Origin of the sequence: Phyllobacterium sp. CCNWLW183 (genome assembly GCF_037203775.1) — a bacterium.
Lineage (GTDB): Bacteria > Pseudomonadota > Alphaproteobacteria > Rhizobiales > Rhizobiaceae > Phyllobacterium > Phyllobacterium ifriqiyense.
Genome location: NZ_JBBCBN010000001.1, coordinates 1,120,268 through 1,142,635, shown reverse-complemented (window position 1 = coordinate 1,142,635; position 22,368 = coordinate 1,120,268). Strand labels below are relative to the sequence as shown.

General features: G+C 54.7%; 22 protein-coding genes. 13 read left to right on the top strand and 9 right to left on the bottom strand.

Annotated features, from left to right (window positions below; translation table 11 throughout):
- Window positions 1–87: 87 nt before the first annotated feature.
- Entirely contained in the window at window positions 88–501 is a 414-nt protein-coding gene (locus tag V9K95_RS05445; protein ID WP_115052266.1) for a DUF559 domain-containing protein, read from the top strand.
- Here V9K95_RS05445 and V9K95_RS05440 read toward each other — a convergent pair.
- Window positions 485–1,123, bottom strand: a complete 639-nt coding sequence (locus V9K95_RS05440; RefSeq protein WP_336439634.1) for a 2-dehydro-3-deoxy-phosphogluconate aldolase — start codon at window positions 1,121–1,123, stop codon at window positions 485–487. The two genes, V9K95_RS05445 and V9K95_RS05440, sit on opposite strands and share 17 nt — an antisense overlap.
- Before the next feature lie 156 nt (window positions 1,124–1,279).
- Here V9K95_RS05440 and trhO point away from each other — a divergent pair, with 156 nt between their 5' ends.
- Complete coding sequence (gene trhO, locus V9K95_RS05435) at window positions 1,280–2,209, top strand: oxygen-dependent tRNA uridine(34) hydroxylase TrhO (protein ID WP_115053213.1); 930 nt, start codon at window positions 1,280–1,282, stop codon at window positions 2,207–2,209.
- A 125-nt stretch (window positions 2,210–2,334) separates the two neighbouring features.
- Entirely contained in the window at window positions 2,335–3,051 is a 717-nt protein-coding gene (locus V9K95_RS05430; RefSeq protein ID WP_115052268.1) for a tellurite resistance TerB family protein, read from the top strand.
- A 76-nt stretch (window positions 3,052–3,127) separates the two neighbouring features.
- Here V9K95_RS05430 and V9K95_RS05425 read toward each other — a convergent pair whose 3' ends face one another.
- On the bottom strand, window positions 3,128–4,297 hold the full coding sequence (locus V9K95_RS05425; RefSeq protein ID WP_336439635.1) for a pyridoxal phosphate-dependent aminotransferase: 1,170 nt from the start codon (window positions 4,295–4,297) through the stop codon (window positions 3,128–3,130).
- A gap of 92 nt (window positions 4,298–4,389) precedes the next feature.
- On the opposite strand from V9K95_RS05425, the gene V9K95_RS05420 reads away from it, so the two are divergent.
- Window positions 4,390–5,070 carry a GNAT family N-acetyltransferase gene (locus V9K95_RS05420; protein ID WP_115052270.1) on the top strand — a complete coding sequence of 227 codons (681 nt, stop codon included), beginning with the start codon at window positions 4,390–4,392 and terminating at the stop codon, window positions 5,068–5,070.
- Between the two features lie 198 nt (window positions 5,071–5,268).
- On the top strand, window positions 5,269–5,478 hold the full coding sequence (locus tag V9K95_RS05415; protein WP_115052271.1) for a hypothetical protein: 210 nt from the start codon (window positions 5,269–5,271) through the stop codon (window positions 5,476–5,478).
- Here V9K95_RS05415 and V9K95_RS05410 read toward each other — a convergent pair.
- From V9K95_RS05410 to V9K95_RS05395, 4 genes are all read right to left on the bottom strand, one after another.
- Window positions 5,472–6,521 (bottom strand): nickel/cobalt transporter, encoded by a 1,050-nt coding sequence (locus V9K95_RS05410; RefSeq protein WP_336440190.1) that lies wholly within the window; start codon window positions 6,519–6,521, stop codon window positions 5,472–5,474. The genes V9K95_RS05415 and V9K95_RS05410 overlap by 7 nt on opposite strands.
- 11 nt (window positions 6,522–6,532) lie before the next feature.
- On the bottom strand, window positions 6,533–7,192 hold the full coding sequence (locus V9K95_RS05405) for a DUF1007 family protein (RefSeq protein WP_115052273.1): 660 nt from the start codon (window positions 7,190–7,192) through the stop codon (window positions 6,533–6,535).
- Window positions 7,193–7,272: 80 nt separating this feature from the next.
- Window positions 7,273–8,181, bottom strand: coding sequence for a LysR substrate-binding domain-containing protein (locus tag V9K95_RS05400; RefSeq protein WP_115052274.1), 909 nt, complete (start codon window positions 8,179–8,181; stop codon window positions 7,273–7,275).
- Entirely contained in the window at window positions 8,181–9,368 is a 1,188-nt protein-coding gene (locus V9K95_RS05395) for an amidase (protein ID WP_336439636.1), read from the bottom strand. The genes V9K95_RS05400 and V9K95_RS05395 overlap by 1 nt, the downstream gene beginning before the upstream one ends.
- Window positions 9,369–9,907: 539 nt before the next feature.
- Here V9K95_RS05395 and odc2 point away from each other — a divergent pair.
- Together odc2 and V9K95_RS05385 are read left to right on the top strand one after the other, a co-directional pair.
- Window positions 9,908–11,041: an ornithine/lysine decarboxylase gene (gene odc2, locus V9K95_RS05390; protein ID WP_115052276.1), complete on the top strand. Its 1,134-nt coding sequence runs from the start codon at window positions 9,908–9,910 to the stop codon at window positions 11,039–11,041.
- An 83-nt stretch (window positions 11,042–11,124) separates the two neighbouring features.
- A complete protein-coding gene (locus V9K95_RS05385; RefSeq protein WP_307279879.1) occupies window positions 11,125–11,736 on the top strand; it encodes a GNAT family N-acetyltransferase in 612 nt (203 codons plus the stop codon).
- A gap of 130 nt (window positions 11,737–11,866) precedes the next feature.
- On the opposite strand, the gene V9K95_RS05380 is transcribed toward V9K95_RS05385, so the two are convergent.
- Window positions 11,867–12,475, bottom strand: a complete 609-nt coding sequence (locus V9K95_RS05380) for an alpha/beta hydrolase (protein ID WP_336439637.1) — start codon at window positions 12,473–12,475, stop codon at window positions 11,867–11,869.
- A gap of 243 nt (window positions 12,476–12,718) precedes the next feature.
- Between V9K95_RS05380 and V9K95_RS05375 the strand changes: the two genes are divergently transcribed.
- On the top strand, window positions 12,719–13,282 hold the full coding sequence (locus V9K95_RS05375) for an isochorismatase family protein (RefSeq protein ID WP_115052279.1): 564 nt from the start codon (window positions 12,719–12,721) through the stop codon (window positions 13,280–13,282).
- On the top strand, window positions 13,279–14,274 hold the full coding sequence (locus V9K95_RS05370) for a GlxA family transcriptional regulator (protein ID WP_336439638.1): 996 nt from the start codon (window positions 13,279–13,281) through the stop codon (window positions 14,272–14,274). The genes V9K95_RS05375 and V9K95_RS05370 overlap by 4 nt, the downstream gene beginning before the upstream one ends.
- A gap of 201 nt (window positions 14,275–14,475) precedes the next feature.
- Here V9K95_RS05370 and gndA read toward each other — a convergent pair whose 3' ends face one another.
- The gene (gene gndA, locus V9K95_RS05365; protein WP_336439639.1) at window positions 14,476–15,891 is read right to left on the bottom strand and encodes an NADP-dependent phosphogluconate dehydrogenase; all 1,416 of its coding nucleotides are present in this window, start codon (window positions 15,889–15,891) and stop codon (window positions 14,476–14,478) included.
- Window positions 15,892–16,029: 138 nt separating this feature from the next.
- A complete protein-coding gene (locus tag V9K95_RS05360) occupies window positions 16,030–16,863 on the bottom strand; it encodes a MurR/RpiR family transcriptional regulator (protein WP_115052282.1) in 834 nt (277 codons plus the stop codon).
- A gap of 175 nt (window positions 16,864–17,038) precedes the next feature.
- On the opposite strand from V9K95_RS05360, the gene V9K95_RS05355 reads away from it, so the two are divergent.
- From V9K95_RS05355 to V9K95_RS05340, 4 genes are all read left to right on the top strand, one after another.
- Window positions 17,039–17,788 (top strand): N-formylglutamate amidohydrolase, encoded by a 750-nt coding sequence (locus V9K95_RS05355; protein WP_442958532.1) that lies wholly within the window; start codon window positions 17,039–17,041, stop codon window positions 17,786–17,788.
- 89 nt (window positions 17,789–17,877) lie between these two features.
- Complete coding sequence (locus tag V9K95_RS05350) at window positions 17,878–19,431, top strand: amino acid permease (protein WP_115052283.1); 1,554 nt, start codon at window positions 17,878–17,880, stop codon at window positions 19,429–19,431.
- Between the two features lie 74 nt (window positions 19,432–19,505).
- Window positions 19,506–20,876, top strand: a complete 1,371-nt coding sequence (locus V9K95_RS05345; RefSeq protein ID WP_115052284.1) for a glutamine synthetase family protein — start codon at window positions 19,506–19,508, stop codon at window positions 20,874–20,876.
- 91 nt (window positions 20,877–20,967) lie between these two features.
- Window positions 20,968–22,353, top strand: coding sequence for an aldehyde dehydrogenase family protein (locus tag V9K95_RS05340; protein WP_336439641.1), 1,386 nt, complete (start codon window positions 20,968–20,970; stop codon window positions 22,351–22,353).
- Window positions 22,354–22,368 lie beyond the last annotated feature (15 nt).

Below are 22,368 nucleotides of genomic sequence, written 5' to 3'. Positions count from 1 at the left end.
CGTTGTAGAAATTTCAGAAATTGGCGCCGTTACCCTCCCCCTTGTGGGGAGGGAGGACGCGTAGCGTCAGGGAGGGGCGAGCGTTTAATGCCACACAGCAATATCCCGCCAAAAGCACGGCAACGTGCTCAAACTCTTCGCCGGGAACTGACCAAGGCGGAATGGCGAATGTGGGATATGTTGCGAAGCTTTCGTAATCGAGGTGCACGGTTCCGCCGCGAAACCCCCATTGGTCCATACATCGCTGATTTTGCTTGGCTATCAGCAAAAATTCTCATTGAAGTAGATGGGGACACGCATGAGACGGACTCTGGCGTCAAACATGACGAAGCCCGCGATATATTCTTGCGCGGGCAAGGTTTTCAGATACTACGATTTGACAATAATGACGTGATTTCTTCGGAAGAGGCCGTATATCAGGAAATTGAGGCGGCGCTGCAATCGAGATTATCGCAACATCCACCTCATAATTTATCAAATCGTGTCAAGCGGCCAACTTGACGGCTTCGGCTGCCAGCTTGGTGATTTCGTCCCACTTGCCTTCCTTGACCAGATTTTCCGGCGCGACCCACGAGCCGCCGACGCAGACAACATTTGGCAGGGAAAGATAGGTTTTTGCATTGGCAATGCCGATACCGCCTGTTGGGCAGAACATCGTTCCGGCCAGCGGCGAGGAAAGCGATTTGAGGAAAGCTGCGCCGCCAGCCTGTTCGGCCGGGAAGAATTTCAGCATTGTATAGCCTTCTTCCCGCAGCGCCATGATCTCGCCGGGGGTGATCGCGCCGGGAAGCAACGGCACCTTGCTGGAGCGGGCAGCCTCAAGCAATTGCGGTGTTACACCGGGGCTGACGATGAAGCGCGAGCCGGCATTGGCCGCCTCTTCATACTGGCGCGCGTTGAGAATGGTGCCGGCGCCTACGATTGCTTCAGGAACCTCATTGGCAACCGCGCGGATGGCGTCGAGCGCGGCGGCGGTGCGCAATGTAATTTCGATGGCGGGCAGGCCACCTGCAGCAAGCGCGCGCGCCAAGGGCACCGCATCGGCAACATTTTGAATGAGGAGGACCGGAATGACCGGCTGGCCCTTGAGGACAGGTAGCAATAAATCGGTCTTCTGGGTCATGACAATCTCCGTCTTTTTGAACTCTAATCGATTTAGTGTTGCTGAACCTTTTTGTCCAATGATTCAAGTCCAGCATCATGCAAGAAATGCGGCCAAAGCACCGCTTGTCGCAAATATCTTGAAATTGACGTTGTGGCACAGTAGTTGAATGCCATCATGACAGATCATTCTTCCAATCTGCCCTTTACAGTGGCTGCACTATATCGGTTTGCCCGGCTGGATCACTACCAGTCATTGCAGGAGCCGCTGGCGAAACTGTGTTGCGCGCAAGGCATAAAGGGCACGCTGCTGCTGGCGGCCGAAGGCATTAACGGCACGGTTGCGGGCTCCGCTGCCGCGATCAAGACGCTGGTCGATTTTCTTGAAGCAGAACCTGCAATTGCAGGAATGGAACTGAAATATTCCCATGCCAGCGAAATGCCGTTCAAGCGTATGAAAGTGCGCTTGAAAAAGGAAATCGTCACCATGGGCGTTGAGGATATCGACCCGCTGCAAAGTGTCGGGACCTATGTCGCTGCGCAAGACTGGAACGCGCTGATTTCGGACCCCGATACGGTAATCATTGATACGCGCAATGATTATGAGACCGCCATCGGCACATTTACGGGCGCGCTTGACCCGCAGACGAAAACATTTCGTGAGTTTCCGCAATGGGTGGAAAACCATCGCGAGGAACTTGAAGGCAAGAAGATTGCCATGTTCTGCACTGGCGGTATTCGTTGCGAAAAGGCTACTGCCTTTGTCAAAGGTCTCGGCTTTGATGAGGTGTTTCATCTCAAGGGTGGCATTCTTAAATATCTGGAAGATGTACCCGCTGAGGAAAGCCGCTGGGAAGGCGAGTGCTTTGTATTTGATGAGCGCGTTTCCGTCGGCCATGGGTTGATTGAAGGGGAGGCAGAACTTTGCCACGCCTGCCGTAATCCTATCGCGCCCGAAGACAAGCTGTCGCCTTTGTTTGCAGAGGGGATTTCCTGTCCCAATTGCTATCATGAGCGCACTGATGAAGACCGCGCCCGCTTCGCGGAACGGCAAAAACAGGTGCGGCTGGCGCGTGAACGTGGGTTGAAAGAGCATATCGGGTCTTGAGCTTGCCGAGGGATGAACCACGTATGTCGTGATTGCGAGCCACAAATCCTTCCCTGTCATTGCAATGCCATGAAGCTGTTCCTAACTAAGACCAGCGAATTCATGCGACCAAGAGGGAGAAATGCATGCTCGATCCGAAGAAGATTTTGAACGATTTCCTGGGAAGCAATATCCCCGGCGTGGGAACCTCGGTACGCGACACAGCCGGAAAGGCGACGCAAATGGCCAAGGACAACCCCCTGGCGGCAGGTGCGCTGGCAGCGATTTTGCTTGGCACGGGTACAGGCCGTGAAGTTGCCGGCGGCGCTTTGAAGCTTGGCGGTCTCGCCGCAGTGGCAGGATTGGCCTACAAGGCCTATCAAAATTATCAATCGGGCAAGGCTCCCGCGGAAACCGCGCAGGCTCCGGCAAATGGCGAATTGCTGCCACCGCCGAGCGATTCAGGTTTCGATCCGCAGACGGCGCCGCAAGGTGAGCACGAATTTGCCCTTGTGCTGGTGCGTGCGATGATTGCTGCTGCCCGCTCCGACGGCATGGTCGATGATGCAGAGCGCGCGCGTATTTTGGAAAAGCTATCGCTCTCCGGCATGAACAGCGACACACAGGAATTCTTGAATGCAGAACTCAGCGCTCCCGTTGATGTGGATGCGCTGGTTGCAGCCGCCGTTACCGACGAGCAGAAGGTTGAGCTTTATACAGCTTCCCGTCTCGCCATTGATCCAAAGACACGCGGCGAACGCGGTTATCTCGATCTGCTCGCCGGTCGTCTCAAGCTGCCGGATAGCCTCATCGATCATATTGAGGCAACGGTAAGTCAGGCGAAGGTCGCTTCGCCCGCCTAAGCTGATGGCGTATCTATAGTGCGTGGTTCGCCCTTCGCAAACTACGCGCTATATGGAGGCGGGCGGCAACGCCCGCTTATTTTGCCAGAAATTTCTCGATGCGTTCGATGGCGCGGATGATATTTTCTTCGGAATTGGCATAGGAGAGGCGGATATAACCTTCGCCGAGAATGCCGAAATCCGGACCGCCGATCAAAGCCACGCCAGCATCATCGAGGAGGGCAGAAGCAAGTTTTTTGGCGGGCCAGCCGGTTTCCTTGACGTTTGGGAAGGCATAGAAGGCTCCTTTGGGCGTGGCGCAGCTAATGCCCGGCAGGCTGTTCAGTCCATCGACAACAATTTTACGGCGATTGTCGAATGCCTTGCACATTTTCTCCACATCATCCTGCGGACCGTCAATGGCAGCTATACCGGCATATTGGCTTGGCGCGTTGACGCAGGACCAGCAATTGACCGCGAGTTTGCGCACCTTGTCATAGAGCTGATCGGGCCAGATGGACCAGCCCATGCGCCAGCCCGTCATCGCCCATGTCTTTGACCAGCCATTCAGCACGATCAGGCGGTCACGGATTTGCGGGAAGGTAAGAAGCGAGCAATGTTCTTCGCCATCATAGGTCATCACATCGTAAATCTCATCTGACATGATGGCGACATGGGGATGGTCTTCCAGACCTTTTACCAGTTTTTCAATTTCTGACTTTGGCGTGACGCCACCAGTCGGGTTGGCAGGTGAGTTGAGAATAAGAAGCCGCGTATTCGGCGTAATCAGCGATAGCGTTTCCTCCGCAGAAAAAGCGAAGCCATTCTCCTCACGAATTGGCACCGGAACGGGTTTGGCACCCGTAAACTCGATCATTGAGCGATAAATGGGAAAGCCGGGATCGGGATAGAGGATTTCCGCGCCGGGTTCGCCGAAAATCATGATCGCGGCAAACATTGTCACCTTGCCGCCCGGCACGATGATAATGTTCTCCGGCGAGACTTCGACGCCCGTCGTGGTCAGCGTGCGTCGTGCAACGGCCTCGCGTGTCGCCAGTAACCCATTGGCTGGCGTGTAGCCATGATGACCGTCTTTAAGCGCCTTGATGGCCGCTTCAACAATATGCGCCGGTGTTTTAAAGTCCGGTTGGCCGATGCCAAGATTGATGATGTCCTTGCCTTGGGCGCTGAGGGCTGTCGCGCGAGCCAGAACAGCAAAGGCATTTTCTTCGCCGATACGGTCGAAGCCCGAAATGGTACGCAGCATTTTCTTGTCTCACATACAATTTTCAACTTCTGCTTTGTGCGGGGACTAGCGTAACAAGTCAAACGTGCTTTGATAAAAATGGGCCGAATTACATGACCGATTTGAAAGACTGGACACCACGACCATTTCCTGCCCCTGAGCCGCTTGAAGGACGCTATGTCCGTCTTGAGCCGATCAATGCGGCAAAGCATGGCGATGGACTCTATGAGGCCTCGACGGTTGCTGATGCAGATGGCCGGTTCCGCTATCTTTTCGAGGACGTGCCTGAGAGTCGCAACGCCATGACGCCATGGCTGGAAAAAGTCGAAGCGAGCAAAGACCCGCTGTTTTACGCGGTCATCGACAAAGCTAGCGGCAAGGTTGCGGGACGTCAGGCGTTGATGCGCATAGACGCTGCCCATGGCTCCATCGAAATCGGCAATATTTACTGGGGGCCGCTGATCGCGCGCAAGCCAGCAGCCACGGAAGCACAATATCTTTTCATGGCATATGCTTTCGATGTGCTGGGCTACCGGCGCTACGAATGGAAATGCAACAATAGCAATGAGCCGTCAAAGCGTGCCGCAGAACGGTTTGGTTTCACATTCGAAGGCATTTTCCGCCAGCATATGGTGCAGAAGGGCCAGAACCGGGATACGGCCTGGTATTCAGTGACCGATCAGGAATGGCCAGCGCTCAAAGCAGCCTATCAGGCTTGGCTTTCACCGGATAATTTTGATGCTGAGGGCCAACAGATCAAGCGGCTGGAAGAGCTTCGGCTTGCTGCAAGATAGTGAGCCCCGTCGAACCACGCACATTATCTATCCAGCTCGATAAAAAACGCCACCGCCAGTTTCTTCGTAGGTGGCGCATTATTTAACTTATGAAAGATCAAGCTTGTCGAACCACGCATATAAAGATTTGCCGGAATACTTGCTTTGCGACCGGATAGGGCTACAACGCCACTTATATCGAACTGAGTGGTGATGTTGATGGACCCCAAAACCCGGAATGCGGCCATAGCGGCCGGTTGTATCATGCTCGGCTTTGGCATTGTCGCCTATCTGATGCCAAGCCTGATGCTGGCAATTGGCGATAAGTCGCCACTAGCCGCTGGTATTTTTGGTGTTATCTTTGTTCTGGGCTTTTTCGTCGTGTTCTGGCTTCGGGCCAGAAGCCAGCGCCGCAATAATAATCAATAGGATAGTGAAGCCGTCAAAAGCAGGGCGCCGGTCAAAACGATGAACAGCGCCCCGCCGATCTCGATAAAATTCTGAACCCGGCCCGAAAGCGCCGTTTCGCCGGATATGCGCAAGGCCACATTCTTGGCGGTGACGGCCAAGGTTGCGAGTATTGCGACCGTTATGAATGTGCCCAAGGCCATGGCGAAAACGGACAAAATTCCCCCAAGCACCAAGCCGTTCAATAGCGAGAACGTCAGAACGATCAGTGCGCCGGAACAGGGGCGCAAACCAACAGCAATGATGGCCGCCCAAGCGGTTTTCCAGTTGAAATCGCCGGAAATCATGGCCGGATCCGGGGCATGGCTATGGCCGCATGTCTCGCAGACATGACCTGCAGCATGGGAATGACCATGACTATGCGCATGGTGATCATGGTGCGTGTGGTCGTGATGCTCGTGACTGTGGTGAGCATGGTCATGATCATGATCATGATGTATGTGGCCCGCATGGGCATGAGCGGCATTTGTCGTGAAAAGCCGTGGCACCTTGCGCCAGAGCAATGACAGGCCGAAGGCCACGATCAGCGCGAAACTTGCCACTTCCATGATATGCGTCGCATCGTCCATGGACACAGTGGTGCCGCGAAGCACAAGAAAAGTCAGGCCAATGATGAAAACGGCTGTGAGAGCCTGCAACATGGACGAGGCGAAGGACAGGAAGACGCCGCGCTTCAGGGTCGTTTCATTGGCAACCATATAGGATGAAATGACAGCCTTGCCATGGCCGGGACCAACAGCGTGCAATATGCCGTAGAGAAAGGACAGGCCAACGAGGATCGAAGCTTGCCACGGATCCTCGCGCATGGCCTTGAGGGCTTTCGTCATGGCCAGATAAAAGGCGCGCTGTTGCATATTGATCCATAAGATGAATTCGGCAAACGGACCGGATGGCTTCATCGCAACTTCATTCATGCCGATGCCAAGCGAAGAGGTTTGCGCTAGAGCATGTCCGCCAAGGAGCGCGAGCGCGAGCAGTGCGCAAAGCCAGATCGATTTCCGCATCATTTATCCTTCTACCCTTGGGAGGGGCATTCTATTTCGAGCCTGGTGGCAAAGATTTTAGTCATGTCAGTGCCAGTGGGATCATTGAAAAAAGCATCGGTCAGCGTTCCCTGATTTTGCGCAATGGCCTCATCGGGGTTGGGGCGCACCACCTTCTGCTTACAGGCTGGCGGCAGTCCCGTCACATGCACATCCGCGTCGTTGACGTAATCGATGGCCGTGTAGAAGGTTGGATCATAGACGCCGAAACTGGTCTTTGTGCCAAGCTTCAGCGGATGTTTAGGGGTGCTCTCAAAGATGATCATCAACTGATTGTTCTGGAAATCGGCAATCAAATGCTTTGGCGCTGCCATGACGATCTTCTTGTCATTGAGCTGGACAGATTGAAAATAGTCGAACTCGGAAATCGAGGCATTGATCGTTTCAGCCAGAGCAGCCAATTCCGCTTCATCCAGCTTCAGATCACCATTCTTGTCGAACTCCACCAGAACGGTGCTGGAAAAGATATCGTCAAAACGCCAGACATGGCCAAGCTTTTGAACAGTTCCATCAGGATTGATCGTGATATCGAGGCGCGCTTCGGCAAAGACGTGCGGATGGACATAGGCGGGGGTGGCGAGGGTCATGCCCAAAGCCAGAGTTGCCATGAAGACCGCGAGTTTCTGCTGCATGAATTGCCCTTTATAGTTGTGGTACAGGACATCCCGAACTTGGCAAAATTGGGACGATATAACATTAACAGTCCATCATTTCAGGCTTTGCGATTGTCCTTTTGGTCCTTGAACCATTTAGTCAGGTAATCGACAAGCACGCGCACCTTGGCGGGCAGATAGCGCCGATGCGGATAGACTGCATAAATACCGGCATCCCGCATGACGAACTCGTCAAGTACAGGCACCAGCCTGCCGCTTGCAACATCCGGCGCTGCGATAAAATCCGGAAGCATGGCAAAGCCCAGCCCTGAAAGAGCGGCGCGGCGCGCGGCAAGCGGGCTATTGATCTCCAGGGGGCCGGACACCTGAACGGAAATGATCGGTCCGCTTTGATTATGAAACTGCCAGCTATTGCGCGAGCGATTATTGGTATCGACGATGCAGGGCAGGGCACTCAGCTGTTCGGGGCGCTGCGGAACGCCCGTCTGTTCGATCAATGCAGGCGAGGCACAGGCGACGACACGGAAAGGAGCAATGCGCTTGGCGATCAGCGATGAGTCCTGCATGCGGGTAATACGGATGGCCAGGTCGAATCCTTCCTCAACCAGATCAACAAAGCGATCGTCAAGCCGAACATCGAGAGTGATTTCAGGCTGATCGGCGCAAAAATCGATGAGACATTGGCCAATATCGGCGTCGGCAAAGGTGCGCGGTGCCGAAATCTTGATCCGCCCCTTGATATCGCTGCTGGTGTCGCGAACCGTTTCCTTCAGGTTTTCGACATCGCGCAGAATTTCGCTAGCGCGCTGGTAATAGGTGTGGCCGGCTTCCGTCAGGGAAAATTGCCGCGTGGTGCGATTGAGAAGCAAAGCACCAAGCTCGTCTTCAAGTTCGCGTACATATTTGGACAAGAGTGCCTTGGAACGCCCGATCTTGCGGGCCGCCGCCGAGAACCCCTCCGCTTCCACGACATCAATATAGGCGCGCATGCGGGTGAGTGTGTCCATCAGTGTGCCTTTGATTGTAAAATGGTGCGGCCAAGGCGGATGAGCGCCATGTCACTGCCTTTCAGTCCAAGCAGCGAAAAGCCAAATGGCGCGCCGTGAACCTGACCAAGCGGCAAGGTGATCTGCGGAAAGCCCGAAAGGCCAGATATCATCAACAGGCGGAGCGCCTGTTCGCGATATGCCTGAATATCCCCAAAAGGCGTTGCAGCCAGTGGGGCTGCACCGGGTACGGTCGGCATAACCAAAACACCATCATCCTGAAGTAAATCTGCAAGCTCGCGGGTGAAAAGCGCCCTGCGCTTTACCTGAGCCTGATAGGTGTCCAGATCAATGGCGGCGGCATATTCGAACCGCTCTTTAACGCCGGGGCCGAGTCCGCGATTCTTCTCGGAAAGCCATGCTCCGTGCGCCGCCCAAGCCTCAAAGCCCTGAATCTGGCGGAAGCAGAGATAAAGATCATCCATGGATGCTGTTGATTGGCGGGCGGAACGGGCATGACCGAGATGGCCTGCGACCAATTTATACATTTGCCGGTAGGCGGCATCCTCCGCTTCGCCGACCAGAAGATGTTCCAGCAGCGGAATGAACAGCGGGCGCTTCAGCTTGAAGTCGCTTATGTCCTGACCAAGCAGGACATTGCCGACTTTCTCGTAAAGCTCGATATCACGGGCAAACCAGCCAAACGTATCGAGGGAGGGCGCCAATGGCATCGTGCCCTCCAGAGAGATGCGCCCATGGCTGATGCGCAAGCCTACCAGACCGCAAAAACTGGCAGGGGCACGGATGGAGCCGCCCGTATCCGTTCCGGTTGCGATGCTGGCCAATCCGCCTGCAACAGCTGACGCTGATCCTGATGATGAGCCGCCTGTGACGCGATCGGGCGCATTCGGGTTTATCGGGTGAGGATAATGGGCATTCTGGCCCATGAGCGAAAAGGCCAGTTCATCGGTCTGGGTCTTGCCGATAAATGTCGCTCCTGCATCGAGCAATTTCTGCACAGCTGGCGCGGTGGTTATGGCATTGGGTGATTCGGCCTGTTTTTGCCTATTTCCGCAACCAGTGGGCAGGCCGGCCACGTCAAATATGTCCTTGACCGCCAAAGTTTCACCACTCAAGGGACCATCGCCCGAGACAAGGTTAACAGACGGTAAATCCAAAAGAGCGTTAAGGGGCTTTGATATGGTCATCGTTCAAAGATTCTACGTGATTTTGCTCTGTTTGTTCAATGAATAAAAAACTTTGTCACAATCGATATTTGTCATTGATTGGACACATATTCCGCCTTATATCGCCCTTGCCCAAAGTCGCACGTGCCCATGGGTGTCCGCCGATCTTCATTATGGTGAGGAAACGGTATGGTACCTGGAACTAACCCCTCCAGTCAGCTTAGCAGCCAACTGCCAAAGTTGAGGACATCTGAAGCAACGACGGTGCGGGCCTAGTCGGTCTCTTTCGGCTGTCCAAAAGCCGAGAATTACTGAAGAGGCACACCTTCATTGCCGGTAGTGCGGATGGGAACATCCAAACCAAGGCAGACAAAGCGGATCGACGCCAGTTGGCGCAGGTCCACCGCCGCATGAACTTGTCCGTGTTTTCAGCATCTCCAAAGGCTGGCTTCGCGGGGGATGGATTCATGCACTTTGTCCTCAGCAGTTTCGATGGGCGCGGCCCGAGAAATTGCACTGCTTGAGCGGCCATACCAGCCGCTATGGAATTGGAGCATAACATGGCTACGCAGCGCATTATCGACTTCATCAATACCCGACGCCCGAACGGCCCTTGCATGGTGCTCGATCTTGATGTCGTGCGTGAAAATTTCCACAATTTCGAAATGGCCTTGCCAGAGTCGAAGATTTTCTATGCGGTGAAGGCAAATCCTGCGCCGGAAATTCTGCGCCTGCTCGCTTCGCTCGGTTCCAGCTTCGATACGGCATCGGTTGCCGAAGTCGAGATGGCGCTTGATGCGGGGGCAACTGCGGATCGTATTTCCTTTGGCAACACGATCAAGAAAGAGCGCGATATTGCCCGCGCCTTCGAACTCGGTATTCGCCTCTTTGCCGTTGATTGCGTCGAAGAAGTTGAGAAAGTCGCCCGTGCTGCGCCTGGCGCACGCGTGTTCTGCCGTGTCCTCACTGACGGTGCTGGCGCCGAATGGCCCCTGTCGCGCAAGTTTGGCTGTGTTCCTGCCATGGCGGTTGACGTGCTTCGCTCCGCCCAGCAGCTTGGCCTCGACAGCTATGGCGTGTCTTTCCATGTGGGTTCCCAGCAGACAGATCTTGCTGCATGGGATCGTGCGCTCGGCGATGCAAAGCAGGTATTCGACGCGCTTGCCAAGGAAGGCATTACACTGAAAATGGTCAATATGGGCGGTGGTTTCCCAACCCGTTACCTCAAGGATGTGCCAACTGCACAGGCCTATGGTCAGGCTATTTTCCAGGCGCTGAGCAAGCATTTCGGCAATCGTCTGCCTGAGACAATCATTGAGCCCGGTCGTGGCATGGTTGGCAATGCAGGCGTCATCAAGGCCGAGGTCGTGCTCGTGTCCAAGAAGGCCGCCAACGACAATGTACGCTGGGTTTACCTCGATATCGGCAAGTTCGGCGGTCTGGCCGAGACGATGGACGAGGCAATCCGCTATCAGATTACAACGCCGCGCGATGGCGATGTTTCCGAGCCATGCGTTCTTGCTGGCCCAACCTGCGACAGTGCCGATGTAATGTATGAAAAGAACCCCTATCCGCTACCGATCTCGCTGACTATTGGCGACGAAGTGCTGATCGAGGGAACTGGCGCTTATACCACGACCTACTCGGCAGTTGCTTTCAATGGCTTTGAACCGCTCCGATCATACGTAATTTAAGGGCTGTTGCCCGGTGATGGACTGCTGTCCGGCTTCACGGCCGGACGGCGCTGACGCACCCTTATGATCGATTGGTCAAGACAATGAACGCAGTAGAATATATCGAACAAAATTTGCATCCGGATGGATTGCAGGCTTTCACTATCCGCAATGAAACCGCACAGGATGAACAAGCCCGTGAGGCCCTGCTCGACCGTGCCATGGGTGAGGGACGCCGCCGCAAGTCTTCTGAAAAACTGCGGCGCGGGCGCTTGCCTGCGCAAGGGCTGGCCTTTGTTGCACGCAGCAATGATGGCGCCTTGCTGGGAACAGTGCGGCTTTGGGACATTCAGGCCGGACATGATGCATCAGGAAAGTCCGTGCGCGCCTTGTTGCTGGGGCCATTGGCTGTCGAGCCGACGCTGAAGGGACACGGTATTGGTGCTGCATTGATGCGTCACGCGACAGCAGAAGCCGCACGCCTTGGCCATGGCGCGATTCTTCTGGTCGGCGATCCGGAATATTATGCACGTTTCGGATTTGACGGCACGAAGACAGCCGGTCTTGCAATGCCGGGCCCCGTTGAGCGCCATCGCTTTTTGGCGCTGGAGCTAAAGGCCGGACATCTGGACGGTGCGCATGGCCTGTTGACGCCAAAGGGCAAGCGCTCATCGGCTATCAGGATATTGCCGGTGGCTATGCGGTTTTCAAGGTAAACACCAATCCCGCTTATCTTCACTTGGTGGAATAAGCGGGGTTTTTACATTTGCAGCAAAACCCTGCGTGGTTCGCCCTTCTGAGCTAGCCGAAGGGCGAACCACGCACAAATGACAATGCCAGCGGGATTTACGATCCAAAAAACCGCTGAATCGCGGCGATCTCGCTCTGCTGGATTTCATGACCGCCCGTGTGCCAGGCAAGATCAGTTTCTACACCTTGCCCAATCAGATAATCGGCAAAATCCTGCGTCAATGAGGGTGGGCAGATAGGGTCACGCTGGCCTGCGGTGATCAGTACACGCTTGCCGGCAAGGCCGGGTTGAGCGTCTGGTTGCCAAGGGATAAGCGGGTGCATCAGCACGGCTTCGTTGAACAGGCCAGGATGTTTCAGCATGACGGAGGCAAGAATATTCGCGCCGTTGGAATAGCCAAGACCAATGGTCCTGGACGGCCGTGCTTCGATTTTGCGGGCACGGATGAAGTCCGCCATGGCATCCGTGCGCAAGGCAAGATCTTCCATGTCGTAAACGCCTTCGCCGGTTCGGCGGAAAAACCGCAATGCGCCATGTTCCGATACATTGCCGCGTGGTGAAATAATGCCGGCATCGGGCAGCAATTGCCGGCCGAAATCGAAAAACTGATTTTCATCGCCGCCGGTGCCATGAAAAACAAACAGCAGCGGCTGGCCCTGCATTGCGGCAAGATGCGTGCGATTTTGATAGTTGTCGGCTGACATTGTGGCCTTTCCGTCCGGCCCTTCTGCTGTCCGGATCGTTTGATGACTTTTATTGCCCCAATATGGGTGCTTGGCCAAGGAAAAGAAGGCCCGGCTATTGGATGGATTGTCTACTATTTGAAGACAGTGCGCCACATTTGTCAGGTGTTGGCTTTTATTGTCCGCTTTTCGTCTGGCACATGCGTATCGCGCTGTCATATCTGGCGCTAATCTCCTAATATCAACACATAGGAGAGTTCAAAAATGTCCGCAGACACAGCGCTCATCGTTATTGACGTACAAGAATCATTTCGCCAGCGTGGCTATTGGAATGAAGCAGAAGCACAACCCTTTATCGCAAACATCCAGCGATTGATTGATGGTGCTAAAGCCAAGGGCCTGCCCGTGGTGCGGATTTTCCATGTGGATGGAGATGGTCCATTTGCCATGGAGTCGGGCTTTATCAAGCCTCTCGCTCCAGTCTCGTTCAGCGCCGATGCCGTTTTCAACAAATCCCGGCACAGCGCGCTAGTCGGTAGCGGGCTTGACGTCTGGTTGACCGAAAACGGCATCCGCAAAGTGTTGGTATCCGGAATCCGTACCGAGCAATGCTGTGAAACGACAACGCGCCATGCGTCAGATTTGGGTTACGAGGTGGAGTTTGTCTCCGAAGCAACGCTGACCTTTGCCATGACACATGCTGATGGCCGTACATTCAGCGCCGATGAGATCAAGGCCCGTACCGAACTGGTGCTCGCCGGACGCTTTGCGCGAATTGTGACGGTTGACGAAGCATTGAGCGGAGTCGAACGCGCGATGGCCGCATGAGTGTAATGGAACCGAGAAATATCGATGTTCTGGTGGTGGTGCCCGCAAGGGCACTGCTGCTGGACATTGCCGGGCCGGTGGAAGTGTTGCGCAAGGCAAATTTCGAGCAGGACGTGGTGCGCTTTAATGTGCGCTATGTCGGCCCGCTGGCAAATGTAACTACATCCATCGGATTGACGATCAGCGGCATAGAGCCATTGCCCGGCAATGTCCCGGCGGATGCCATGATTATAATTTCGGGAGACGCGACAGAGCTGCTGGATACACCGGCTTCAGCCCATGCGGAAGCGCAGGGCCATGGTGACACGGCGATTATCGACTGGCTTCGGACCCATGTCGGCGAGACACAGAAACTGGTGTCGATCTGCTCAGGTTCCTTGCTGGCGGGACGCGCGGGCCTGCTTGATGGATATGCCTGCACCACCCATTTCGGTTCGATCGAAGAATTGCGTGAAAATGTGCCGACGGCACGGATTTTTGACAACCGGCTTTATGTCGAAGATGGCAATCGTTACTCAAGTGCTGGGATTACGGCGGGCATTGATCTGATGCTCCATCTTGTCAGCCAGATTGCAGGGCCGGCATGTGCTGTGGCTGTTGCACGATATCTGGTGGTTTATCTGCGGCGCAGTGGCTCTGATCCGCAATGGTCGCCCTGGCTTGATGGGCGCAATCACATCCATCCTGCAATTCACCGTGTTCAGGACAGGCTTGCCTCTGATCCGGCGCAGAATTGGACCTTGCAGTCGCTGTCTGACATTGCAGCCACAAGTCCACGCCACCTCTCACGCCTTTTCAACGAGCATACGGGAATGAGCATTCCCGACTATCTTAACCGTCTGCGGATCGCTTTGGCGCGGGAGATATTGAGCAATACGCGGCTGGATATGGAAGGGGTGGCGGATCGCGCGGGGTTTGCATCCGCAAGGCAATTGCGCCGAGCTTGGGGGCGGATTCATGCCGCTCCGCCCAGCAGTGCAAGATTGCCGTGATGGCGCTTATTTACGCTTGCAGCATGGTTAGTGCGTGGTTCGACGAGGCTCACCATGAGGAAGGTAGTGGTTTGCAAGATTATCTTCTGGCCTTGCAGAAATAGCTCCCCGCAATACACAAATCTTCCCCATGGTGAGCTTGTCGAACCACGTACAACGCCAATGCAATCAAGTTAGCACACGTCGTTGTATCGAGCTTGATTAAGCATCAGACCAAGGCCCGTGGAAATCACCCTCTTCGCCAAGGCGTTTAAATCCATGAGCGCCAAAGAAATCACGCTGCGCCTGAATGAGATTTGCTGTGCCGCGAGCCTGGCGGAATCCATCAAAATAGTTGAGAGCGGCAGAGAGTGCCGGAACTGGCAGACCTGCTAGCGAGGCTTCGGCAACGATCCTGCGCAAGGATTTCGAGCCTGACTGCATGCGCTCGACAAAGGCCGGTACAAGAAGGAGATTTGTGCCTTCGCTACCTTCAAATGCCGCTGCAATCTGATCGAGGAACTGCGAGCGAATGATGCAGCCGGCGCGCCAGATACGGGCGGTCGTTGCAAGGGGGATGTTCCAGCCGCGCTCCTTCGATGCGCCTGCCATGACGTCAAAGCCTTGCGCATAGGCCGCAATCTTACCCGCAAGCAGACCCTGTTCGAGCGCGTCGATAAATGCCTGGCTGCCATCGGAGAGTTTGGCGGTGCCAAGATCGCCATAGGCCTTTGCCGCTTCGCTGCGCTGCTTGACCATGGACGAGATCGAACGGGCAGCAACAGCAGCCTCGATGCCGGTCGCAGGAATGCCGAGCATCTGCGCTTCGATAGCGGCCCAGCGGCCAGTGCCTTTCTGGCCTGCGCTGTCGAGAATGACATCGACGGCAGGCTTGCCAGTCTTCTTGTCACTGGCAAGCAGAACCTTGGCGGTGATTTCTATGAGATAGGAATTCAGCGGGCCTTCATTCCATTTTTGGAAAATCCTGCCAATGGCTTCGGAGGTGAGGCCAAGACCATCACGCAATACGCCGTAAACTTCGGCAATCATCTGCATATCGGCATATTCAATGCCATTATGGATCGTCTTGACGAAATGACCTGCTCCGTCAGGCCCAAGCAGGGCTGAACAGGATTCGCCTTCGTACTTGGCGGAAATTGCTGTCAGCACAGGCTCGATACGGGCATAGGATTCGGGCGTGCCGCCAACCATGATCGAAGGGCCATGGCGCGCGCCTTCTTCCCCACCGGAAACGCCCATGCCGACAAATGTCGGATCATTCGCCCCCAGTTCCGCTAGGCGGCGCACCGTATCGTGAAAATTCGCATTGCCAGCGTCGATGATGATGTCGTCCTTGGCAAGGAATGGTTTGAGCGCGGCAATCTGCTCGTCGACGGCCTCGCCGGCCTTCACCATGAGAATGATAGGACGCGGCGCGCGGATGTTTTTGGCCAGATCCTCAAGCGTCTCGCACGCGATGATCTTGTCCTGCAGCGCACCTGCTTCGGCGTAAAATTCATTTGTCTTGGCAACGGTTCTGTTGAAAACCGCAACGCGATAACCGTTCTCAGCGATGTTCAGCGCCAGATTGGCACCCATGACGCCGAGGCCGATCAATCCGATGTCAGCTTGCTGCATGATTTTGGTCCTTACACATTCAATAGGGGCATAATGCGATAATTTCATCCGGATGAATGGCACCGAGCCTTTTTCGAGTCCGAGACAGCATTAGTATATTAATGAGCGTTGGCGGCAATGGCATGGCCGGGAGAAAATCTAATTATCCCGCAATTGCTCCAGATCACGGATGCGATCGGCACTGCTTTGTTCAAGCTTGCGCGTGACTTCGGCAATCAGTGTTTCCGCAATGAGAAAGAGTGCGGCAGACGAATCCCAAGGGGAGGGAACGGCGGTTCGGCCAGCGATGACATGGCGGGCGAAACGCGCGATGGGAGAGAGCCATTGGTCGGTGACAAGCACGATTTCAACGCCGCGGGCCTGCGCCTTTTCTGCAAACCGCAACAGGCTATCCTGATAGCGGCGTATATCGAAAACCAGCAGCACATCCTTTTTGCCCATATCGATCAGCTGGTCACGCCAATGGCTTTCCTGCCCTGCCAGATGGGTGACGCCGGAGCGTACAATCTTGAGATGCGCGGCCATATAGGTTGCGATGGGATCGGTGAAGCGTCCGCCGAGGAGATAGAGACGGGCACGATTGCGGCTCAGCGCATCCGTTACGTCTCCAAGCTGCTGCGCTGAAAGGTGCTGGAATGTTTCGCGGATATTCTCAATGGCGGCTTCCATGAGCGGGAAGGTGGCCCCGTCCTTTGGCCGCTGGATGGTTGCAGCACGATTCCATGGCGACTGTACCTGTGCGGCGAGTTCCTCCTGCAGGGCGCTTTGGAACTCCGGATAGCTTTGGAAGCCGAGACGGGAGACGAAGCGCAAGATGGTCGGCGAGGATACACCTGCCTGACCGGAAAATTCAGCAACCGTTCTCAGGCCGATCAGCGGGTAATTTGCGATAAGCGTTTGAGCCGCCCTGCGTTCCGAGGCAGGCATCGCGTCTATCTTTTCTGCGATCAGCTCGGAAATGCTTGTGCTCATTTGGCTGTCTCCCCCGGTCCGAATTTTGAAACGTAAATTTCGGATTTGACAATTTTGATTGTTATGTATCAAATCATACGAGAGTGGAAATAAAAACATAAAATGTAACGTAAAGTACAGTTTGCCGAAAAGGGCAAAAATGGGCCGGACCATAGCGAGCGGTGCGCCGCAGGTAATGACAAAAGAATGGACTCCCGTTCGGATAACAAATCCGGATGGCGCGGGACCATGCATCATTCTTTGTGATCACGCCTCCAATTTTGTGCCGGACGGTTTTGGCACGCTCGGCCTGAACGATAGCGACCTTCAAAAACATATCGCCTGGGATCCGGGTGCGCTTGGTGTCAGTGCTGTCATGAGCAGATTGCTTGATGCACCGCTTATCGAATCCTGTGTGTCCCGCCTGATGATTGACTGCAATCGCCCGCTGAGTGCGCCGGACCTCGTGCCCTCGGTAAGCGAGGTAACGGTCATTCCGGCCAATGAGAATTTGAGCGAGGCAGCGCGACAGGAACGTATCAAACTTTCGCACAGGCCATATCATGCCGCCATTGAAGCGCTCGTCGAGAAGCGAAAGGCGGCGGGCAAGCCTGAGCCGGTATTTGTCGCAATCCATTCCTATACGCCGGTCTATCGCGGTGTCGAGCGGCCTTGGCATATCGGCATTATTCATGACGCGGACGAGCGCGTTGCTGCGCCGCTTATTGCAGGCTTGCAGGCGCTGGGGCGTTACAACGTTGGGATCAACGAACCTTATTCACCGGCAGATCGCGTTTATTATACGCTGGAGCGACACGCTTCTGCCCATGGAATGCCGGCTGTAATGATCGAGATTCGCAACGATCTTGTGACGACAGCTCAAGAGGAGGAGGGCTGGGGGGAACTGCTTTCAGCTCTTTTGAATAATATAACAAAAGGCCTTTGATGGGCATTGCGGGGACGACAAACAAGGAATTCTAGAAACTGACGCTGCTATCGACGTTGCAACTCTTTCAATAATAACAGGGGAACGTGATGACACACCAGGACTACACAGACACAGACAAGCTGGAGGACGTAAAAGTTCTTCACGGCATGGGCTATGCCCAGGAGCTGGAACGGCGAATGAGCCGTTTCTCGAACTTTGCAATTTCTTTCTCGATTATCTGTATTCTATCCGGCGGTATCAATTCGCTGGCGCAGGCAACCTCCGGTGCGGGTGGCGCTGCAATCGGCATTGGCTGGCCCCTCGGCTGCCTTGTCTCAGCAGTGTTTGCCATTGCCATGGCGCAGATCAGCTCCGCCTATCCTACAGCTGGCGGGCTTTATCACTGGGGCTCAATCCTCGGTAATCGCGGCACGGGCTGGCTCACCGCCTGGTTCAATCTGCTGGGTCTCATCACGGTGCTCGGCGCCATCAATGTCGGCACTTATTATTTCTTTATCGGGGCATTCGGCGAATATCTTGGTATTGCCGATTCGACGACTGTCCGCGTGGTATTTCTGGTAATTTTGACCGGCGCGCAGGCGCTGATCAACCATATGGGTATTGGTCTTACTGCCAAACTGACGGACTTTTCCGGTTATCTGATCTTTGTGACGGCCATTGCTCTTTCAGTCGTTTGTCTGGCCGTCGCTGATGGCTATGATTTTGCCCGTCTGTTTACATTCTCCAACTATTCCGGCGAAGCTGGTGGAAATGTGTGGCCAACGACGTCAAGCGCTTGGGTCTTTCTGCTCGGCCTGTTGCTGCCTATTTACACGATCACAGGCTATGATGCCTCGGCACATACATCGGAGGAAACCGTTCGTGCGGCGCATTCTGTGCCGCGGGGCATGATCTCATCCGTGCTCTGGTCGGCAGTTTTCGGCTACATCATGCTCTGCTCATTCGTATTGATGATTCCAAACATGGATGCAGCTGCAGCGCAGGGCTGGAATGTTTTCTTCTGGGCGATGAACGAGCAAGTCAATCCGCTGGTAAAGGACATCCTCTACTTCCTGATCTTCATCTGCCAATTCCTTTGCGGACTTGCGACAGTGACCTCGGTTTCGCGCATGATCTTCGCTTTTGCCCGTGATCGGGGGCTTCCGGCATCAAAGGCACTTTCTAAAGTCAGCCCCAAATATCGTACGCCGGTTTCCGCGATCTGGACGGGTTCAACCCTTGCTGTTCTCTTCGTCTGGGGATCCTCGCTGGTGTCGATCGGCGAAACGCCGGTTTATACAATCGTGGTATCTTGCACGGTCATCTTCCTCTTCTTCTCATTCGCTATTCCAATTGCACTGGGTCTGTTGGCCTGGGGCACGCCAAAATGGAACAAGATGGGGCCTTGGGATATGGGCGAAGGCAAGTTCAAGTTCTTTGCTGTGCTGTCGATATTGGCAATGGCATTGATCTTCGTGCTCGGCATCCAACCGCCAAATGAATGGGCGCTTTACATCACTGTCGGCTTTTTGGTGGTTACGGCAATCGTATGGTTTGGCTTTGAACGCCGCCGCTTCCGTGGCCCTCCAATTGGCGACGAAGTAGCGCGCCGCTCGGCGGAAATTGCAGCTGCTGAACGCGCAGTCGGCGAAAAAGCCTGATTTCAACAAAGAGGCGACCGGCACCAAGCCGGTCGCCTCTTCTTTGACCCAGTTGACGTTTTTGAGGATGGACTATGCCCGGACATTGGAGTTTCGACGAACTGAAAAGCCGCGTAAGCAGCGGTGAAATCGATACAATTCTGGCCTGTTTCGTCGATATGCAGGGCCGATTGATAGGCAAGCGATTCCACGCGAGCTTCTTTGTTGAATCCGCACATGACGAGACGCATGGCTGCAACTATCTGCTCGCCAATGATATCGATATGGAGCCGGTTCCGGGCTATAAGGCGGCGAGCTGGAAACAGGGCTATGGCGATTTCGTCATCAAGCCTGACCTTACGACCATTCGCCATATTCCCTGGCTGGAAAAATGCGCGCTGGTATTGTGCGATATTCTCGATCACCATCATCACGAAGACCTTTCGCATTCGCCGCGCGCTATTCTCAAACGGCAGCTCGCCCGGCTGAAGGATCGCGGCTATCTGGCCTATTTCGCCTCGGAACTTGAGTTTTATCTTTTCGATGAGACTTATGAGAGCGCGAGAGCCAAGCACTGGAAGGGCATGACAACCGCATCGCCCTATATTCAGGACTATGTGATCCAGATGACCACCAAGGAAGACGCGGTAATGCGCGCCATCCGCAATGGCCTGTTTGATGCGGGTATTCCGGTTGAAAATTCCAAGGGCGAATGGGGTCCGGGTCAGGAAGAAATCAATGTGCGCTATGCCGAAGCGCTGGAAATGGCCGACCGCCATGTGGTTATGAAAAATGGCTGCAAGGAAATCGCCACCCAGATGGGCAAGGCGATCACCTTCATGGCGAAGTATGATTATTCGCTTGCCGGCAGTTCAAGCCACGTCCACAATTCATTGTGGAGCGCAGACGGCAAGACCCCGCTCTTCTATGATAAGAACGCGGAATATACGATGTCGCCTTTGATGCGACAGTGGGTGGCGGGGCAGCTTAAATATGCCGATGATTTCACCTATTTCCTCGCGCCCTATATCAATTCCTATAAGCGGTTTCAGGCCGGTACATTCGCGCCGACGAAAAATGTCTGGAGCCTTGACAACCGCACGGCAGGTTTTCGCCTTTGCGGCGAAGGTTCCAAGGCTATCCGTATAGAGTGCCGCATTGGCGGGGCTGACCTCAACCCATATCTCGCTTTTGCAGGGTTGATTGCTTCCGGTCTTGCCGGCATTGATGAGAAGCTGGAACTCGGCAAGCCATTCCAGGGCGATGCCTATGGCGGGGCAAAACTACGCGAAATCCCGAAAACCCTGCGTGAGGCGACAGACACGCTGGCACGTTCAAAAATGCTCAAAGAGGCACTGGGTGAGGACGTCGTTGAACATTATGTTCACACGGCCAAATGGGAACAGTTTGAATATGATCGCCGTGTGACCGATTGGGAGTTGCATCGCGGCTTCGAACGGTATTGAAGAACTGAAAATAGAGAAATACCCCTCCCTGCTGCGATGCAGCCTGCCTTTGTGGGGAGGGGCTATAAAAACGAAAGCACGAGGTTTTGACATGGCCGAAACGGTCAAACTGATTACGCCCATTGATGGCACTGTTTATGCGGAACGCCCAATTGCCAGCGACAAGGCGATTGATACAGCGGTCGAATCCGCGAAACAGGCGCAAGCGGATTGGGCACAGACCAGCATTGCAGAGCGCGGTCGTCTATGTCTTGCAGCGCTTGACGCATTACTGGCCATGAACGATGAAATCGTGCCGGAAATTGCATGGCAGATGGGCCGGCCAGTACGTTACGGTGGTGAAAAAGGCGGCGTTGAAGAACGTACGCGCTATATGGTCAAAATTGCCGAACAGGCGCTTGCGCCCATTTTGGAGGATGACAGGCCGGGTTTCCGTCGTTACATCAAGCATGTGCCGCTCGGCGTTGTCATGGTCATTGCGCCATGGAATTATCCCTATCTTACGGCGGTCAATACCATCATTCCTGCCCTGATGGCGGGCAACAGCGTCATTCTGAAACATGCGGCCCAGACCTTGCTGGTCGGAGAACGATTTGCGCAGGCTTTCGAAAAGGCAGGTCTGCCTAAGGGCGTATTTCAGAACATCGTGCTTGGTCATGCCCAGACAGAAAAGTTGCTTGGCTCCGGTCGCATTGATCACGTGAATTTCACGGGGTCAGTGGGTGGCGGACGCGCCATTGAAAAGGCGGCGGCAGGCACATTCATGACCTTGGGGCTGGAACTTGGCGGCAAGGACCCGGCCTATGTGTTGCCGGATGTTAATCTCGATCATGCGGTTGCCAATCTTGTTGACGGGGCATTTTTCAATTCCGGTCAATGTTGCTGCGGTATTGAGCGCATTTATGTGCATGAGAAGGTTTATGACCGTTTTGTCGACGGCTTCGTTGACCTGACCAAGCAATATGTTGTCGGTAACCCGCTGGAAGAGGCGACCACGATGGGCCCGATGGCGCAGACCCGCTTTGCCGAACTGATCCGTGAACAAAAGGCCGAAGCACTGCGCAAGGGCGCGAAAGCTCACGTGAACATGAATGTTGCCAATGACAAGGCTGGTTCTCCCTATCTTGCTCCCGAAGTGCTGACCAATGTCGATCATCAAATGAGCGTCATGCGCGAAGAAAGCTTTGGGCCAATCGTCGGCATCATGAAAGTGCGCAATGACGAGGAGGCCGTGGCCTTGATGAATGACAGCCCATACGGCCTGACTGCCTCGCTATGGACCACTGATACCGATCACGCGGCTTTGATCGGGGACCAAATTGAAACCGGCACTGTGTTCATGAACCGCTGCGATTATATCGATCCCGCGCTGGTCTGGACGGGTGTCAAAGACACGGGCAAGGGTGCGGCCATGTCAGCCATCGGATATGGCAATTTGACAAGACCAAAATCTTACCACCTGCGCGAAGAGATTTAACAAGCATTGGAATTG

Coding starts and splice junctions, on each gene's coding strand:
- V9K95_RS05445 (WP_115052266.1), top strand. CDS start 88: ATGCCACACAGCAATATCCCGCCAAAAGCACGGCAACGTGCTCAAACT.
- V9K95_RS05440 (WP_336439634.1), bottom strand. CDS start 1,123: ATGACCCAGAAGACCGATTTATTGCTACCTGTCCTCAAGGGCCAGCCG.
- trhO (WP_115053213.1), top strand. CDS start 1,280: ATGACAGATCATTCTTCCAATCTGCCCTTTACAGTGGCTGCACTATAT.
- V9K95_RS05430 (WP_115052268.1), top strand. CDS start 2,335: ATGCTCGATCCGAAGAAGATTTTGAACGATTTCCTGGGAAGCAATATC.
- V9K95_RS05425 (WP_336439635.1), bottom strand. CDS start 4,297: ATGCTGCGTACCATTTCGGGCTTCGACCGTATCGGCGAAGAAAATGCC.
- V9K95_RS05420 (WP_115052270.1), top strand. CDS start 4,390: ATGACCGATTTGAAAGACTGGACACCACGACCATTTCCTGCCCCTGAG.
- V9K95_RS05415 (WP_115052271.1), top strand. CDS start 5,269: ATGGACCCCAAAACCCGGAATGCGGCCATAGCGGCCGGTTGTATCATG.
- V9K95_RS05410 (WP_336440190.1), bottom strand. CDS start 6,521: ATGCGGAAATCGATCTGGCTTTGCGCACTGCTCGCGCTCGCGCTCCTT.
- V9K95_RS05405 (WP_115052273.1), bottom strand. CDS start 7,192: ATGCAGCAGAAACTCGCGGTCTTCATGGCAACTCTGGCTTTGGGCATG.
- V9K95_RS05400 (WP_115052274.1), bottom strand. CDS start 8,181: ATGGACACACTCACCCGCATGCGCGCCTATATTGATGTCGTGGAAGCG.
- V9K95_RS05395 (WP_336439636.1), bottom strand. CDS start 9,368: ATGACCATATCAAAGCCCCTTAACGCTCTTTTGGATTTACCGTCTGTT.
- odc2 (WP_115052276.1), top strand. CDS start 9,908: ATGGCTACGCAGCGCATTATCGACTTCATCAATACCCGACGCCCGAAC.
- V9K95_RS05385 (WP_307279879.1), top strand. CDS start 11,125: ATGAACGCAGTAGAATATATCGAACAAAATTTGCATCCGGATGGATTG.
- V9K95_RS05380 (WP_336439637.1), bottom strand. CDS start 12,475: ATGTCAGCCGACAACTATCAAAATCGCACGCATCTTGCCGCAATGCAG.
- V9K95_RS05375 (WP_115052279.1), top strand. CDS start 12,719: ATGTCCGCAGACACAGCGCTCATCGTTATTGACGTACAAGAATCATTT.
- V9K95_RS05370 (WP_336439638.1), top strand. CDS start 13,279: ATGAGTGTAATGGAACCGAGAAATATCGATGTTCTGGTGGTGGTGCCC.
- gndA (WP_336439639.1), bottom strand. CDS start 15,891: ATGCAGCAAGCTGACATCGGATTGATCGGCCTCGGCGTCATGGGTGCC.
- V9K95_RS05360 (WP_115052282.1), bottom strand. CDS start 16,863: ATGAGCACAAGCATTTCCGAGCTGATCGCAGAAAAGATAGACGCGATG.
- V9K95_RS05355 (WP_442958532.1), top strand. CDS start 17,039: ATGACAAAAGAATGGACTCCCGTTCGGATAACAAATCCGGATGGCGCG.
- V9K95_RS05350 (WP_115052283.1), top strand. CDS start 17,878: ATGACACACCAGGACTACACAGACACAGACAAGCTGGAGGACGTAAAA.
- V9K95_RS05345 (WP_115052284.1), top strand. CDS start 19,506: ATGCCCGGACATTGGAGTTTCGACGAACTGAAAAGCCGCGTAAGCAGC.
- V9K95_RS05340 (WP_336439641.1), top strand. CDS start 20,968: ATGGCCGAAACGGTCAAACTGATTACGCCCATTGATGGCACTGTTTAT.